Origin of the sequence: Streptomyces sp. NPDC058231, from assembly GCF_042882275.1 — a bacterium.
In the GTDB taxonomy this organism is placed as follows: domain Bacteria; phylum Actinomycetota; class Actinomycetes; order Streptomycetales; family Streptomycetaceae; genus Streptomyces.
Map to the genome: position 1 here is coordinate 1 of NZ_JBHVWN010000090.1, position 15,217 is coordinate 15,217.

A 15,217-nucleotide genomic window follows, 5' to 3' on the forward strand; every position below is an offset into this window, starting at 1 on the left:
AGGGAGTCATGGCGGAGCCCTGACGACCGACGACAACGCGGCGAGGTGCGGTGCCAGATCCCGCGAGCCCAGCCTGATCCAAACGAAAGGCCCTAGCACCCGCCCGGGGCCGGAATGCGCCCAGGGGCGCCGGCGCGGGCGACGCGGGGTGGTCGTCCTCCGCCGGGCCCTGACAGTCCTCGCGAGGCTCGTACTGCTGGTGCCGGCACCACCGTTGTCCGGGCGGGCCGAGGAAGCATCGGGGTCCAGTCGCACGACCGGTGTGTGACCGTGGCTCGGCTGTCATGACCTGCCGCGGCCGGAGGCGATGGCGCGATCGGTCGGTCCGCCTGCCACCATGACACGCCTCCCCTTCCGGAGCGTGTGGCACCGGATGGTGACAGAGTTCTCCGTGCAGCGGGAGACTCCGCTGCCCCCGATGTCCGAACAATGACGATGGGACAGATCGCATGCCTCTCAAGGGTGAGTACGAACCGAGCCCGCAGCAGTGGGTCCGCGACCAGGTCGAGCTCTTCGAGAGCTCCGGCGGGAAGGAGGGGACCACCATGCGAGACATGCCGGTCATCATCCTGACCACGCGCGGAGCCCGGAGCGGGAAGATCCGCAAGACGCCTCTGATGCGGGTCGAGCACGACGGCACGTACGCCGTGGTCGCCTCGCAGGGCGGCGCTCCCCGGCACCCCGTCTGGTATCACAACATCACGGCCGACCCCCGGGTGGAGCTCCAGGACGGTCCGGTCCGTCAGGACATGAACGCCCGAGAGGCCACCGGTGACGAGAAGGCTGTGTGGTGGGACCGGGCGGTCGAGGCGTTCCCCGACTACGCCGACTACCAGCGCAAGACCGACCGGCAGATTCCCGTCTTCATTCTGGAGCCCGCGCCCGGGAGTCACTGACCCCGGCCGCGGAGGAGGAGCGGGTAAGTAAGGACACTCCGGTAGCCCCGCGGCGAGTGCCGACGCCGTGGAAATGGCCTCCGGTACGGCTCCTGGCCGTCGCGGGCGATTCCGGCACGAGGACCGCACCCCACCGGACGCCTGCGACGGTCGGCCGAGCCGTGCGGGCCGCTCGGGATGCCGCACACCGCCGACGTGTGCCAACGTGGAGGGAGCCTCGGTGCGCCCCCGTCGTGTCGGGCGGGAGGTTCCGATGGATCCGGTCGATGCCCTGCGGAGGATCGCCTTCCTGCTCGAACGTGGCCGGGCGGCCACCTACCGGGTACGGGCGTTCCGCACCGCCGCGGACATCGTCGGCGCGATGGCGGACGACGAGGTCCGTGAACGGGCGGCGGCAGGGGCACTGGAGTCGGTCCGGGGCCTCGGGCCGAAGACGGCACGGGTGATCAGCGAGGCGGTGGCCGACGAGGTGCCTGGCTACCTGCAGCGACTGGAGGAAACCGCGGCTGCTCCGCTCACGGAAGGAGGCGGGAAGTTGCTCGCGGGGCTGCGGGGCGACTGCCATCTGCACTCCGACTGGTCGGACGGTGGGTCCCCGATCGAGGAGATGGGACGGACGGCGAGGGAACTGGGACACGAATGGGCTGTCCTCACCGACCACTCGCCCCGGCTGACCGTGGCGCACGGGCTGTCGCCCGACCGGCTGCGCCGTCAGTTGGACGTCGTGGCCGAACTCAACAAGGGCTGGGCGCCGTTCCGGCTCCTCACCGGCATCGAGTGCGACATTCTCCCGGACGGCTCCCTCGACCAGGAGGACGACCTGCTGGAACAACTCGACGTGGTGGTCGTCTCCGTACACTCCAAGCTGCGGATGGACGCGCACGCCATGACACGCCGGCTGGTGGCGGCCGCGCGCCATCCGCACGCGGATGTGCTGGGGCACTGCACCGGCCGTCTGGTCACCGGCCGGGGACGCGCGGAATCGCAGTTCGACGCGGCCGCGGTCTTCGCCGCATGCGCCGAGGCGGGCACAGCAGTGGAGATCAACAGCCGTCCCGAGCGCCTCGATCCGCCGCGGCGCCTGCTGCGTGAGGCTGTCGACTCCGGTGCGCTGTTCGCGATCGACACGGACGCGCACGCGCCGGGGCAGCTCGACTGGCAGATCTTCGGTTGCGCCCGGGCCGAGGAGTGCGGGGTGCCGATCGAACGGGTCGTCACCGCGTGGCCGGTGGACGAACTGCTGGCCTGGTCGGGACGGTGAGTCCGGCCCGCCCGTGGCGCGGGTGAAGTCGCCCGGGGCACGGATGACTTGCCCGCCCGCGGGGCGGAGCCGGTCCCGTCGTAACCTCGCCCCGAACCGTTACCCCCGGTGGCCGTCCCGCGGCGACCCGTCGCGCGACCGACGACCGATGCCGCCTCCGGCTACCCCCAGGCCGGGGAGTCGTTTTCCTCCTGGCGCCGGTACCGTTCCGCTGCTGCGCATCAGGTCGAAGAAGGTGTCGCCACGCACAACCTCGAACGGATCGGGCAGAGTTCCGACGAGTTCGGCGACGTCGGAAGGCGTCCACTGCCAGGCGTTGACTGCCCCGGCGACGAACAGCGGGGCCGTACCGTCCCAGTGCTGGACGTGCTCCAGGAGCGCGACACGGTAGGACGCGGCATTTCCGCCGGGCGGCATGAAGTTGCCGACGAGCGGCACACCGCCGGGCGCGGAGACGAGCCCACCGAGCTCCCAGGACTGAATGATGCCGCGCACCGGCGTGTGCTCGCGGTAGGAGCGGCCGACCGCGTCGGGGATGGGGATCCAGCCGTCCTGGTCACGGTTGTTGTAGGCGTAGACGAGGTCCATCCCGGTTCTGCGCAGATAACGCCCACTCAGCTCGGTGTAGCGGTCGAGCTCGGCGGCCGGCCAGGCGCCGACATACGTGTAGCCGGCGCCGGACGGCCCGCCGATCAGCAGGTCGTTCTCGGTGGCGGTGTGCTGGTAGTGCGCGAGCAGGGCCGGGCCGATATCGGCGAGCAGCGGGCTGACCGTCCAGTTGAGCGGCACCGAACCGCGCGTCTCGTCGTCCCAGAGTTCACGCATACGACGCTGGCAGTACTGCACGTTGTCGCCCTCGCCGAAGGTGAGGGTCAGATACACCTTCGGACGGAGTCGGGCCTTGGGAACGGTGCGGGGCCGGTTGCGGATGCGAGCGGGGACACCGGAATGGACGGTGGCGTTCATGTAGAAGTCCGCGGGAAGCACCTCGACGCCGTGCCGGGCAGCGAGATCCACCCCGTCCCACTCGCCGGACACGTCGTTGGCGAACCACCCGGCGTAGGGGGTGGTGGGCGCGACGCCGGCGAAGATCTCGGCGAGGAGATCACCGGTCCCACCCGACGGCGGCAGCCAGCAGACCATGGCGCGGGTGGCGACCACGTAGTCACGGAAGTACGGGAACGGCTCGACGCGGTTGGGCTCGGTGTCCGAGGCGGTGACGAGGAACTGGTTCCACAGGTCGACCTCCACCGTGAGCTGCCGGGTGCCGGCGGGCGGCGTGAACCGGTAGGTGAAGGAACCTCCCCCGTCGGCGAAGCGGTTGGCCTCCGCGCCGATCGATGATCCTCCGGCGTCGAACAGGTACAGGGTCTCCTCGGTGCTCCCGGCCTTGAACGACGCGAGCGTGCGTCCGTCGGCCGTCACCGTCATGGACGCGACGGAGGGACCCCAGCCGTCCGCGGTGAAGGAGTCCTGGAAGCGGAGGTAGACGTCGTCCTTGCCGAGCGCGGGCGAGAGGTCGAGGGAGCGCACCTTTCGGTTCGAGGAATCCCGGATCTGCTGGGTCTCCCGTGCCACCTCGTGCCAGACGACACCCGGCACATCGACGCTCATGGTGGGCGGAAGACCTGCGAGCAGCCGCCGCGTGCAGCGCGGGTAGAGGTGGTCGAACTGCCAGCGGTAGACGTCGACGGGGTCGGGGGAGTCACCGAAACGACCGCGCAGATCCTCGACGACGGGCAGGCCGTGTGCCTTGGCGCGCGCCTCGTCGGCGACGACGGCGTCCTCCAGGCCGGCGAGTGTCGTGGCCACGTTGATAGAGGAGGGGACATCGGGGTCGGGGACGATCGCGCCACGCACCCGCTTGCGGTAGGTGGCCACGAGGTCCATCGGGTCGGCGTGGTGGGTCTTGGGGACGTCGATCCCGGTCAGCCAGCGGGCATCGGCCTCTCCGCCGGAGAACGTGAAGTACAGCTCCGGGCGGTGCCGGTTGACGACACCCTGAAGGGTCGTCAGGAGAATCTGGTCGCCGCCGGGGAGATCGCCGACGTCGGCGACATCGAGGCGGAGCGGGCGGCCGAAAGACGGCAGCAGGCGACTGGGCACGCCCTCCGCCCGGGCGGCGGACGGCTGTCCGAGCCCCCATAAGCCGGCTGCTGCTGCCGCACCGTTGACGCGCAGGAACGTTCGTCGGGACACCATGTTCGATCACCGTTTCCGCTCGATGGCTCCGACAGCGATGCCGGAGAACGGGCGTCGTGTCTGGCGACCCGCGGGGGCGATCCAAGGGTTCCGGCCCGTTCTGACAACGTTGTCATCTCTGGATGCAGTCCAGAAGTTACCGGCGGCCGCGCCGCGCCGTCAACGGAACGGGCGGCTGCTGCGCCCGCTCGCCCGCAGGCTCGGCACGCCGTCCTCGATGTGCGGCCGCAGCACCGTGAACCGGTACGCACCCAGGGTGCGTCGCCCCTCGGCTCGTCGAGCCCGGCACCGGGCCGTGTGTCATGGCAGGGATCGGGTCAGCCATACCAGTTCGCCACGGTCATCTGTCGAGACGCGGTCGCGCTCGAACCCGAGCTTTTCGAGGACCCGGAACGACGGCGCATTCCAGGGACGCACCGTCGCCCGAAGCCGTTTGCGTCCGGTCGCGATCGCCGCGTCGAGCACCGCGGACGCCGCCTCGGTGGCATAGCCCTGCCCGTGTACGCGCCGGAACAACTCGTAGGCAATCTCTGGTTCGTCAACGGAAGCTCGACCGACAGTGAGTCCGCAGTACCCGATGAAGTCGCCCACATCGCGACGGATGACGGCCAGCAGGGCAATCCCTGTCAGTGCCGACGCAGCCCGCTGATCCGCGATCATTCGCCGGTTGTGTTCGATCGAGGGCATGCCGCCGCCCCGTTCGGCGACGAGCACGCGATGGGCGTCGACATCGGATTCGGTCCAATGGCGCAATTCCAGCCGAGCGGTTGCGAGCAGGTGCGGCATCGGCGTATACGGCATGGCAGCACTCCAAGGGCTGTCCCGTCATCCCCGGTGGATGAGCGTACGGCGTCGGATGCGATGCATCGTAAGGCGGAGGGGCGTCCTCGTACTGGGCCTGTGCGGGCGGTCGGACAACGCGGCGAGGTGCCGTAGCTGTCGTCGCGCGCCCGTCAGGGATGACGGGACAGCCCTTGGGACGCCGCCCGAACCGCGTCGGAGGCGGTCATGCGAGACGGACGGGTGTGATCCGTCCAGGTGCCGGGGCGGCCGCACCCCAGGTCGGCACCGGAGGATCTCAGCCTCCCACCGGGGTGTTGAGGAGTGCCAGGCCGAGGGGGGTGAGGCTGTGCAGCACCGAGTTCCGGTGGCGGAGGGAGCGGATCAGCCCGGCCTCGCGAAGCACGGTCGCGTGCTCGCTGGCGCTCGCGAGCGCGATACCCGCGCGAGCCGCCAACTCCTTGGTGGAACAGCCGTGGTGTTCCGCGATGGTGGTCAGTACCACGGTGCGCGTGCGACCCAGCAGTGTGGACACACGGGGGGAGCGCGCGTGGCCGGACACGGCAGCAGGGGTGGTGAGTTCACGCGGGCGCCGGTCCTGGCAGGCGGGATAGCTCACCGAGACGGGCCTGCCGTCGGTGACGACGGCGCGGGTGCAGAACATCGACGGAATGAGCAGGAAGCCCTCCCCTTCCAGATAGAGGTCGCGATCGGCTCCGTTGATCATCCGGATTTCCAGCACCGGCGCTTTCCACTGCATCCACCGAGGATTGGTCTGCGTCAGCAGCTGCTCGACACCGCCGTCGAGCAGGTGCTGCATGCGCAGGGTCCGGTCGGCCGCCAGGTGCTCCGTGAACTGGGTCCAGTACGGGGCGAGCAGGCTTGCGTGGAGATGGCCGAGCCCTGTGCACAGCTCGGCGAAGAGCGACGCGTCGTCCGCCAGCCGGCGGGTCCACGCGGGCAGCGAAGGATGATGGTGTGCCGCTTCGCGCAGACTTGTCCTGACCCGTTCGCGAGGTGTACCGCGTACCAGATCCAGGAGCTCCTCGACGGCACCGGCCTTTGCGGGGCTGAGAAATCCCGGTGAGGGCCCCACCGCGGGCATGAGGGCCAGGACCATGCGGGCTTGGCCGGACAGCTGTGCGCGGACCCGGCGCCGCCAGTCGTCGAGCCGGGCAGGCTCGCTGCGGCTCTGCACGGCTCGCGCCGCAAGTTCCAGTTCGTGCAGGGGCATCGGCGCCTCGGCCACACGTGTCCGGGCCAGATCCTGAATCGTGAAATGTATGCGGTAGACCATGACAGCCTGAGCGGTTCCTTCCGGAATGTCGTTCTTCGGGTCAGGCCGAATCACGTCGAGATCGTATCGACCGAAGGGGAAGCTGTGCCCACCGGCCGCGTCCGTCCCCGGTGATGCGCGGGGAACGGGCGTGGCGGAACGTCCGGCGCGCGCCGCGAGTGCGCGTCAGGTCGACGAACCGCGGGCGTGCGACGTGTGCGCTGCCGCGGTGCCCGCAGTTGTCCGCATGTCGCAGCTGCGCCGTGCCCGACTGCGGCACCCCGTAGGGCTGGACGGGAACCAGAGCGTTCCCCCAGCAGTACTGACCCCGCAAAGCATGGAGAAATTCACATTGCCTTCCATATCCTCCCGAAGAACGAGGCTGACGGCGCTCGGCATCGCTGCGGTACTGCTGCCCCTCTCGGTCACGACATCCGCAGGCGCACAGCCCCCACCGAGAGCAGAGGGCACGGCCCCGGCCGGTGCGTTCGGCCCGGCTGCCGCTGCGGCACAGGCCGGGCCCCGTACCGTCACCCTGATCACCGGCGACAAGGTGGTTGTCACGCCCGGTGGTGCAGGCGCCGGCACCGCTTCGGTGTCCGGCCCGCACGGTGAGCCCATCGCCGCCTACACCAGCACGGTCGGCAAGGACCTGTACGTGTACCCCGAGTCGGCCTCGCCGTATGTCTCCGCCGGGATCCTGGACAAGGAACTCTTCAACGTCACCCAGCTGGTGTCCTACGGCTACGACGACGCCCGGATGAACCGGCTGCCGCTCATCGTCACCTACACAGGCGCCGCCGCCCGCGCACGGACCGCCCCGCGGGGCGCGTCCCGGGTCCGCGGCTTCTCCAGCATCAACGGTGCGGCCCTCGCCGAGGACCACCGCACGGCTCCCGAGTTCTGGTCGGCGGTCACCTCGGGGGTGAGCGCGGCCGCGGTGGCCCGCAGCAGTGCGCTCCTGGCCTCGCCGGCGCCCAGGCCCGCCCTGGCCGGCGGCATCTCCAAGATCTGGCTGGACGGCAAGGCCAAGGCGACCCTCGCGGACTCGACCGCGCAGATCGGCGCACCCGAGGTGTGGTCCGGCGGCAACACCGGCAAGGGCGTGGACGTCGCGGTACTGGACACCGGTATCGACGCCGGGCACCCCGACCTGGTCGGCCAGGTCGCCGAGGCGAGCAGTTTCGTGCCCGAGTCGGGTCCCGGAGACGGCCCTCTCGGCCATGCGGCTTCGGACACGGACGTAGTCGACCGGCTCGGACACGGCACCCACGTGGCCTCCACCGTCGCGGGTACCGGTGCCGCCTCCGACGGCAAGGAGAAAGGCGTCGCCCCCGGCGCCAGGCTGCACGTGGGCAAGGTCCTGGGCGACGACGGCGCAGGACAGACCTCCTGGATCCTGGCGGGCATGGAGTGGGCCGCCCGGGACGCGCATGCCAAGGTCATCAGCATGAGCCTGGGCTCGTCCCCGACCGACGGATCGGACCCGCTCAGCCAGGCCGTCAACGCGCTCAGTGCCGAGACGGGCACACTGTTCACCGTCGCGGCGGGCAACTGGGGTCCGGACGCCAAGTCGATCGGTGCGCCCGGCGCCGCGGACGCGGCACTGACCGTCGGTGCCGTGGACGGCGACGACCGGCTCGCCCCCTTCTCCAGCCGCGGTCCCCGCTGGCTCGACGGCATGGTCAAGCCGGAGATCACCGCGCCCGGCGTCGGCATCGTCGCCGCCAACTCACGGTACGCCGGTGGCACCGGGGAGTATGTGGCGATGAGCGGCACGTCGATGGCGACGCCCCATGTCGCCGGAGCGGCCGCGCTGCTGGCCGCCGAACATCAGGACTGGACCGGTCAGCAGCTGAAGGACGCACTGGTCAGCACCTCGAAGGCCACCCCGGCCTACACCGCATTCCAGGCCGGCGCCGGCCGCGTCGACATCGCGGCGGCAGCCAGGGCATCCGTGTACGCCACCGGCACGGTCGACCTGGGCGAGCACGCCTGGCCCGCCGACCCCGGCGCGACCGTGACCGAGCCGGTCACCTACACCAACACCGGCAACACCCCGGTCACGCTGAACCTCACGGTGTCGGCGCCGAAGGCTCCGGCCGGCCTCTTCGCCCTGTCGAAGCGCTCGGTCACCGTCCCCGCACACGGCACCGCCACCGCCACCGTGTCCGCCGACGTCGACAAGGCGGCCCGCGGAACCACCTACGACGCGCGTGTCGACGCCGTGTCGGCGGGTACCCGCCTGGCCCACACCGCGGTCGGCTTCACCACCGCCAACCAGACGTTCGAGCTCACGATCGTGCCGAAGGACCGGTCGGGCGCGGAGTACAGGGGCCCCGCGGTCGTCATGGGGGCATCCGGTGAGGACTCCGACCCCCTTGTGAACAACTGGGCGATCAACTTCATCCTGGAGTCGCCCGGCACGATGACCCTCGAACTGCCGGCCGGTACCTGGTCGCTGGCCGAGTGGATGCAGGTCGAAGGTGCTCATGGTCCGCAGTCCCGCGGACACGCCCTGCTCGCCGCGCCGCAGATCGAGCTCGACCGCGACAGGACTGTCGTGCTCGACGCCCGCAAGGCTCGCGAGATGAGACTGCGGACGCCCCGGGAGTCCGAGACGACCGCGGTGCGCGTGGACTACACGCGGACGTTCCCCGGTGTGACCACGCAGAGCACGAGTTTCACCATGCCGCGCTCGGACGACAGCGTCTGGGCGCAGCCGACCGCGAAGGTGACCGAGGGAACCTTCGGCGTCCGTACCCGGTGGCGCAATGAGCAGCCGGCCATGAAGATCTCCTCCGGCCGCGACTCGTTCGACAACCTGCTGGTGCGGCGCGGGACCCGACCCCTGTCCAAGGGGTCGCACCGGATGAGGCCGGTGTACGTGGGACAGGGCGCCGCCGCGGACTACGAGGGCCGCGACGTCCACGGCAAGGCCGTCGTGGCCGACCGCAACGAGGATGTTCCGCCGGCCGACCAGGCCGCCGCCGCGGCGGGAGCCGGAGCCGATCTGCTGCTCGTCGTCAACGACCGCCCGGGCCGCCTGGAACCGCTGGCCTTCGGCAGCATCACGCCACTGACCATCGCGACGCTCGACCGCGAGCAGGGCCGACGCCTGATCGCCCGGGCAGTCGGGGCCGGACGACCTCTGGATGTGTACTCCGACCCGACCACGGAATATCTGTACGACGTGGTGCGCACGTACCGCAACGAGATCACGGCGGACCTCACCTACCGTCCCCGCACCGACGACCTCGCCCGCATCGACATGTCCTTCCGCAACTACCGTCCCGCCCAGGCTTCCGACTACCGCTTCGATGTGTGGGCCGAGAACGACTGGTGGGCCCTGGGCACCGAACTCCCGGGCCAGGCCCAGGGCGACCGCATCGACTACGTCTCCGCCGACGTGCGGTGGCGGCAGACCGCGACAGTGACCGGTGAGACCCGGATCGTCGCCGCGGACAAGCACTACGCGGCGGGCAGCCGCACCTCGGAGAAGTGGTTCTCCCCGATCCAGCGGCCGCGCATCTCGTACGACGGCACGTACGTGTCCCGCCAGGCCGACGCGATGTGGGCGTTCATCCCCGGATGGGGCGACGCGGGCGCCGACCGCGAGAGCTTCGTCGTCAACCCCGACGTCCGGACGAGCACCTCCATCTACCAGGGCGACACCCTGCTCGCCCAGGCGCCCACCTACTACACGGCGGTGACGGGCCTGAAGCCCGGGCGGCTCCCCTACCGGATCGTCTCGGACAACTCACGCGGCACGTGGACCAGCCCCTACTCCACCACCACGCGCACCGTCTGGTCCTTCACCTCCGGGGCGACCGCTTCGCACTCCGACAACCGGCCCTTGCCGCTGGTCCAGCTCGATTACGACGTCGACACGGACTTCTCGGGCAGGGCCCACCGCGACGCACAGTTCACCGTCAGGCCGGCCAGACCCGGCGAGTTCCCGACCACGTACGAGGAGCTGCCGCCGGCCCGCTTCCGGAACGTCACCCTGCAACTGTCGTACGACGACGGCGCCACCTGGCACCGGGCGTCGCTGGCGCGAACCCGTGACGGACACGGCTGGCGCACCCGGCTCGATGCCCCCAGGAGCGCCCGCTTCGTGACTGTGCGGGCATCCGCCCGGGACATCGAGGGCAACGCTGTGACGCAGTCCATCACCCGGGCCTTCGGCCTGAAGTGACCGTGGCACGACACCGCTGAGAACGGAACACGACTGCAGGGGGCGGGGCCGGCACCACGGTCCTGCCCCCTGCGGTGTGACACCACCCGGCGGCGCGGGAAGGTGTGTTCGCGTCCCGGGGCGGCAGAGATCCGGTTCGGGGGGTGCGGGCCGGGAGAGACGGCGGACGCCTGGTGGGAGTAGTTGTCGCGCTATCCATGGACTGATATTCGATCGTGTCGTGTGTGTCCGAATTTCGGGGTGTTGTGGTTGTTACTTGATCGGCGTGCCGCCGTTCGGGTGGCTCGTGGGTGGCGGGGTGGGGTGTGCGGGGGGTCGGAAACGGCTTGCTGCCGGTTGTGGGGTGGATGCGTGTATTTGGCATGGGATGTCAGGGTCGCGTCGGTGTGGGTCGGGTGACCGGTGCAATCGCGCGTTACGGAAATGTCCGCATTCAGTAACGTGAACCGGGGCTTCCGTCTGGGCTGGGGGAGATGCTCCAAGCTGTGGTTCTCGGCCTCGGTGGCCGGGACCCGCACCGCGCAGCATGGCCCGTGATCTGGGTCTGGGCGCCCTTTACTTGAGGAGATGTCAATGTCTGCTTCTCGTACCGTCCGTCGTATTGCCGCTACCGCTCTCGCGGCCGGTTCCGTCGTCGCGGTGGTGGCGATGCCGGCTGCTGCCGACGACGGACACGGTGGGCACGGCCGCCCCGGTCACTCGTATGCGCAGGTGGTGCTCGGCAAGGTCCAGTACGACAGTCCCGGTCGTGACGACCGTTCGAACCGTTCGCTGAACGGTGAGTGGGTGGAGGTCACCAACACCGGGCGCAGCACGGTGAACCTGCACGGGTGGACGCTGTCGAACCGGGACGGCAGCCGTTACCGCTTCGATCTGCGTCTGCCGGGCCGTGCGACGGTCCGTGTCCACACCGGCCAGGGCCGCGACACCCGTCGCGACGTCTTCCAGGACCGCCGCACCGCGGTCTGGGGCAACTACGCGGACAAGGCCACCCTGCGCGACAACCGCGGCCGCACGGTCGACACCCGCTCCTGGGGCAACCACCGCTGACCCACACCCCGACCGGCCCCGCCACTGACACCGGGCGGACACCGTGACCCGGCGTGCCACCACCCCCACCACGGTGGTGGCACGCCTTCGTCATGTCCGGTCCCCGCCACGCGAAGGTGTCGACGCGTGGGGACCTCTGCGTGCGTCCGACATCCACATCACCCGGTCACCGACCGGCGGGCCGCGTTCTCAGCCGGCGATCAGAGGCGGCACCACCGGCGTCTCGTGCGCGTTGTCGATGTCCTCCTGGGTCAGGCGGAACTCGACCGGGTACGCCTCGCGGCGGGTTCGGCGCTCGGGCTCGGTGGTGCGCCACATGTAGAGGCAGCGCGCGCACTGCAGGACGTCCCAGACGCCGGGGACCGGCGACGTGGTGATGGTCTCGATGGTGCCATGGGCACAACGGGGGCAGATCATGGGTGAGTTCCTCCGGACGGCAGCGGGAGAGGGCGTACGGGTCAGCGGGCGGCGATCAGGGACCGAAGCCGGTCGACCCACTCGGCGGTCTCCGGCAGATCCTTCGCCGGAGTGCTGAAATTGCCACGGACGTCGGGGGCCACCGGCGTGGTGGCATCGATGATCATCTTGCTGGTGATGCCGGCCGGGGAGGCGGCCGGCGCGAGCTCCACCACCGACAGATTCGGGATGATGACCACGTCCTGAGCCGGGTCGACCTTGGACGACATCGCCCACATCACCTGAGGCAGATCGAAGGGATCCACGTCCTCGTCGACGAGGATCACCTGGGTGACGTAGCCCAGTCCGTGATGGGTCGTCATCGCCCGCATGCCGACCGCCTTGGCGAATCCGCCGTAACGCTTGGCGGTGGAGATGATCACGGCGAGGCCGTGCGTGTACATCGCGTTGACCGCCCGTACCTCGGGGAACTCCGCGCGCAGCTCCTTCAGCAGTGGCACACAGGTGTTGGGCCCGACCAGATAGTCCACCTCGGTCCAGGGCATGCCCAGGTAGAGGGACTCGAATACGGGGGCGGTGCGGTACGAGACCCGGTCCACCCGGATCACCGGCATCCGGCGGCCGCCGGAGTAGTGGCCGGTGAACTCGCCGAAGGGGCCCTCGATCTGCCGCTTGCGGCTCTCGATCACGCCCTCGATGACCACCTCCGAGCCCCAGGGCACATCGAACCCGGTGAGCGGGGCGGTGGCTATGGGCGCGGGGGCACCGCGCAGCGCACCGGCCATCTCGTATTCGGACTCGTCGTACCCCATGGGCATGCCGGCCACGATCGTCATCACCGGATCGTTGCCCAGGGTGATGGCGATCGGAAGGTCCTCGCCACGCTCCTCCGCCTTGCGCAGGTGGTGAGCGATGTCGTGCATCGGAACGGGCTGGATGGCGAGCCGGTCGCGGCCGATCACCTGGATCCGGTACGTGCCGACGTTCTGCTTGCCGAAGTGGTCCGGGTCCTCCGGGTCACGGGAGACGACGGCGGCCTTGTCCAGGTAGAAACCGCCGTCCCCGTCGTTGAGACGGAACAGGGGCAGCACCGAGAACAGATCGACGTCCGAGCCCGCCATGCTGTTCTCCTGCCAGGGCGCGTCCGCGCGACGCTCGGGGGGCACGGGGTAGGCGTCCCAGCGCCGCGCGAACTCCTCGACCTGGTCCTTGACGGAGGTGTTCGCGGGCAGACCCAGGGCCAGGGCGTGATTGCGCCACGAACCGTGGACGTTCAGGGCGATCCGGGCGTCGGTGAAGCCCTTCACGTTGTCGAAGTACAACGCGGGGGAGCCCTCGCCGATCCGGCCGGCCGCGTTGGCCGCGGCGGCCAGGTCGGGCTCCGGCAGCACCGGTTCGGTGATCCGCAGCAACTGCCCTTCCTGGTCGAGGGTGTCGAGGAAGCTGCGAAGGTCGTCGTACGCCATGGTTGCTCTCTTTCTCGGGCGGCGCTCGTTCTCGGAAGGCGCAGGAGGCCCAGGGGGTTCTGGAGGCACAGGAGGGGGTTCAGGCGGCAGGGCGGGAGGCGGCGCGAGCGGCGCGCATGCCCTGCCAGCGCCTGGCGGCAGGCGCGGGGAGCTCGAACTGGTCGAGAACACGGGTGGTGATGTGATCGACGATGTCGTCGACGGTCTCGGGGTGGTTGTAGAACGCCGGCATCGGCGGCACGATCTGCACGCCCTTGCGGGCGAGGTCCAGCATGTTCTCCAGATGGATCTCGCTCAGCGGCGTCTCACGCGGTACCAGGACGAGCTTGCGGCGCTCCTTGAGCACCACGTCGGCGGCCCGGCCCACGAGCCCGTCGGCGTATCCCGCGCGGATACCGGCCAGCGTCTTCATGGAGCAGGGGGCGACCACCATGCCGTCCGTCCTGAACGAACCGGAGGAGATGGTCGCACCCTGGTCCTCCGGGTTGTGCACGACATCGGCGAGCCCCGCCACCTCCGCGGCACTGCGCCCGGTCTCGAGCTCGATCGTGGTCCTCGCCCAGCGGCTCAGTACGAGGTGGGTCTCCACCTCGGGCAGCTCGGCGAGGTTCTCCAGCAAACGCACACCGAGGACGGCACCGGTCGCCCCGGTCATCCCCACGATCAGTCGCACGCCGTTCAGCTCCTTCTTGTCGGCCCTGCTCACGACCGTAGGAGGCGACTGAGGGCGGCCGACGGTAGCCTGAGGACCGACCATGGGAAAAAACGGACAGGACTCCATCACCGATGTCCCGTACCGGCCGTCCCTGGGAGCCCCCATCGGGATGGACATCGTCGATTTCGCCGAACTGCGGGCCCGCGGCCGGCGCCGGGCGATCGACCTGTCGACTCCGCAGCGCCCGACCTTCCACCACCTGATCCACGTCTCCTCGGGGTCACTGCGGCACACCGTCGACTTCACCGGTCACACCGTGCCCGCCGGCGGCTGGCTGTGGATCCGCCCGCGCCAGGTGCACCGCTACGACCTCCGCGATCTGGTCACCGCGCGCGGCGCGATCGTCATCTGGCAGCCGGGGTTCGTCACCATCGACCCCGACCCGCCGTACGACCAGTCCCCGGTGGTGCCGACGGCGCCGCACGCGCGGGCGGCGCAACTTGCCCTGCGCCACCTGGCACACGAGTACGCGGACCTGGCGTCCGTCCCCCTCGACGTGCACATCGAGACCCTGCGCCTGCTCCTGTCGGTCCTTCTGCTCCGCCTCGCCCACGCCGGCCCCGGCCCGTCGTCGCCCGCCGGAACGGGGAGCACCTTCCGTAGCTTCCGGGCCGCTGTCGAACGCGACTTCTCCCGTACGCACCGGGTCGGTGACTACGCGGCCGCGCTCGGATACAGCGTGCGGTCCCTCACCCGGGCCGCCCAGGCCGCCACGGGCTCCTCCGCCAAGCAGTATCTCGACGCCCGCATCCTGCTGGAGGCCAAGCGGCTCCTGGTGCACACCGACGCGCCCTCCGCCGAGATCGCCGACCGGCTGGGATTCGCCGCCCCCACGGATTTCACCAAGTTCTTCCGCACCCGCGACGGCCGGACACCGCTCGAGTTCCGTGGCGTGGCCCGGGGTACGGGCGGTCCGGGCGGGTACGGGTGACCATGCGACGGCGCAGGGCATGAGG

Annotated in this window: 11 protein-coding genes; 5 read left to right on the forward strand and 6 right to left on the reverse strand. The window is 70.1% G+C overall.

Translation table 11 applies throughout. The features are described 5' to 3' along the window. Positions 1-449 precede the first annotated feature (449 nt). Positions 450-896 (forward strand): nitroreductase family deazaflavin-dependent oxidoreductase, encoded by a 447-nt coding sequence (locus ACFVXE_RS34980; protein WP_389677336.1) that lies wholly within the window; start codon positions 450-452, stop codon positions 894-896. A gap of 253 nt (positions 897-1,149) precedes the next feature. Continuing rightward, positions 1,150-2,157 carry a PHP domain-containing protein gene (locus tag ACFVXE_RS34985; protein WP_389677338.1) on the forward strand — a complete coding sequence of 336 codons (1,008 nt, stop codon included), beginning with the start codon at positions 1,150-1,152 and terminating at the stop codon, positions 2,155-2,157. Positions 2,158-2,256: 99 nt separating this feature from the next. Here ACFVXE_RS34985 and ACFVXE_RS34990 read toward each other — a convergent pair whose 3' ends face one another. The 3 genes from ACFVXE_RS34990 to ACFVXE_RS35000 all read right to left on the reverse strand — a co-directional run bounded on the left by ACFVXE_RS34990 (position 2,257) and on the right by ACFVXE_RS35000 (position 6,490). Then, the gene (locus ACFVXE_RS34990) at positions 2,257-4,359 is read right to left on the reverse strand and encodes a GxGYxYP domain-containing protein (RefSeq protein ID WP_389677340.1); all 2,103 of its coding nucleotides are present in this window, start codon (positions 4,357-4,359) and stop codon (positions 2,257-2,259) included. A gap of 300 nt (positions 4,360-4,659) precedes the next feature. Beyond that, positions 4,660-5,160, reverse strand: a complete 501-nt coding sequence (locus tag ACFVXE_RS34995; protein WP_389677341.1) for a GNAT family N-acetyltransferase — start codon at positions 5,158-5,160, stop codon at positions 4,660-4,662. A 277-nt stretch (positions 5,161-5,437) separates the two neighbouring features. Beyond that, positions 5,438-6,490, reverse strand: a complete 1,053-nt coding sequence (locus tag ACFVXE_RS35000) for a winged helix-turn-helix domain-containing protein (protein ID WP_389677343.1) — start codon at positions 6,488-6,490, stop codon at positions 5,438-5,440. Between the two features lie 277 nt (positions 6,491-6,767). Between ACFVXE_RS35000 and ACFVXE_RS35005 the strand changes: the two genes are divergently transcribed. Both ACFVXE_RS35005 and ACFVXE_RS35010 read left to right on the forward strand, forming a co-directional pair. Next, complete coding sequence (locus ACFVXE_RS35005; protein ID WP_389677345.1) at positions 6,768-10,613, forward strand: S8 family serine peptidase; 3,846 nt, start codon at positions 6,768-6,770, stop codon at positions 10,611-10,613. Between the two features lie 567 nt (positions 10,614-11,180). Beyond that, entirely contained in the window at positions 11,181-11,663 is a 483-nt protein-coding gene (locus ACFVXE_RS35010) for a lamin tail domain-containing protein (RefSeq protein WP_389677347.1), read from the forward strand. Between the two features lie 189 nt (positions 11,664-11,852). Here the strand turns inward: ACFVXE_RS35010 and ACFVXE_RS35015 are convergent, their stop codons facing one another. From ACFVXE_RS35015 to ACFVXE_RS35025, 3 genes are all read right to left on the reverse strand, one after another. Further along, positions 11,853-12,080, reverse strand: a complete 228-nt coding sequence (locus tag ACFVXE_RS35015) for a non-oxidative hydroxyarylic acid decarboxylases subunit D (RefSeq protein WP_389677349.1) — start codon at positions 12,078-12,080, stop codon at positions 11,853-11,855. Positions 12,081-12,121: 41 nt separating this feature from the next. Then, positions 12,122-13,546, reverse strand: coding sequence for a non-oxidative hydroxyarylic acid decarboxylases subunit C (locus tag ACFVXE_RS35020; RefSeq protein WP_389677351.1), 1,425 nt, complete (start codon positions 13,544-13,546; stop codon positions 12,122-12,124). A gap of 79 nt (positions 13,547-13,625) precedes the next feature. Then, the gene (locus tag ACFVXE_RS35025; RefSeq protein WP_389677371.1) at positions 13,626-14,219 is read right to left on the reverse strand and encodes a non-oxidative hydroxyarylic acid decarboxylases subunit B; all 594 of its coding nucleotides are present in this window, start codon (positions 14,217-14,219) and stop codon (positions 13,626-13,628) included. Positions 14,220-14,301: 82 nt separating this feature from the next. On the opposite strand from ACFVXE_RS35025, the gene ACFVXE_RS35030 reads away from it, so the two are divergent. Beyond that, a complete protein-coding gene (locus tag ACFVXE_RS35030; protein WP_389677353.1) occupies positions 14,302-15,192 on the forward strand; it encodes a helix-turn-helix domain-containing protein in 891 nt (296 codons plus the stop codon). Positions 15,193-15,217 lie beyond the last annotated feature (25 nt).

Bases quoted from the DNA above. Each gene is read 5' to 3' on its own strand.
- ACFVXE_RS34980 (WP_389677336.1), top strand. From the start codon at position 450: ATGCCTCTCAAGGGTGAGTACGAACCGAGCCCGCAGCAGTGGGTCCGC.
- ACFVXE_RS34985 (WP_389677338.1), top strand. From the start codon at position 1,150: ATGGATCCGGTCGATGCCCTGCGGAGGATCGCCTTCCTGCTCGAACGT.
- ACFVXE_RS34990 (WP_389677340.1), bottom strand. From the start codon at position 4,359: ATGGTGTCCCGACGAACGTTCCTGCGCGTCAACGGTGCGGCAGCAGCA.
- ACFVXE_RS34995 (WP_389677341.1), bottom strand. From the start codon at position 5,160: ATGCCGTATACGCCGATGCCGCACCTGCTCGCAACCGCTCGGCTGGAA.
- ACFVXE_RS35010 (WP_389677347.1), top strand. From the start codon at position 11,181: ATGTCAATGTCTGCTTCTCGTACCGTCCGTCGTATTGCCGCTACCGCT.
- ACFVXE_RS35015 (WP_389677349.1), bottom strand. From the start codon at position 12,080: ATGATCTGCCCCCGTTGTGCCCATGGCACCATCGAGACCATCACCACG.
- ACFVXE_RS35020 (WP_389677351.1), bottom strand. From the start codon at position 13,546: ATGGCGTACGACGACCTTCGCAGCTTCCTCGACACCCTCGACCAGGAA.
- ACFVXE_RS35030 (WP_389677353.1), top strand. From the start codon at position 14,302: ATGGGAAAAAACGGACAGGACTCCATCACCGATGTCCCGTACCGGCCG.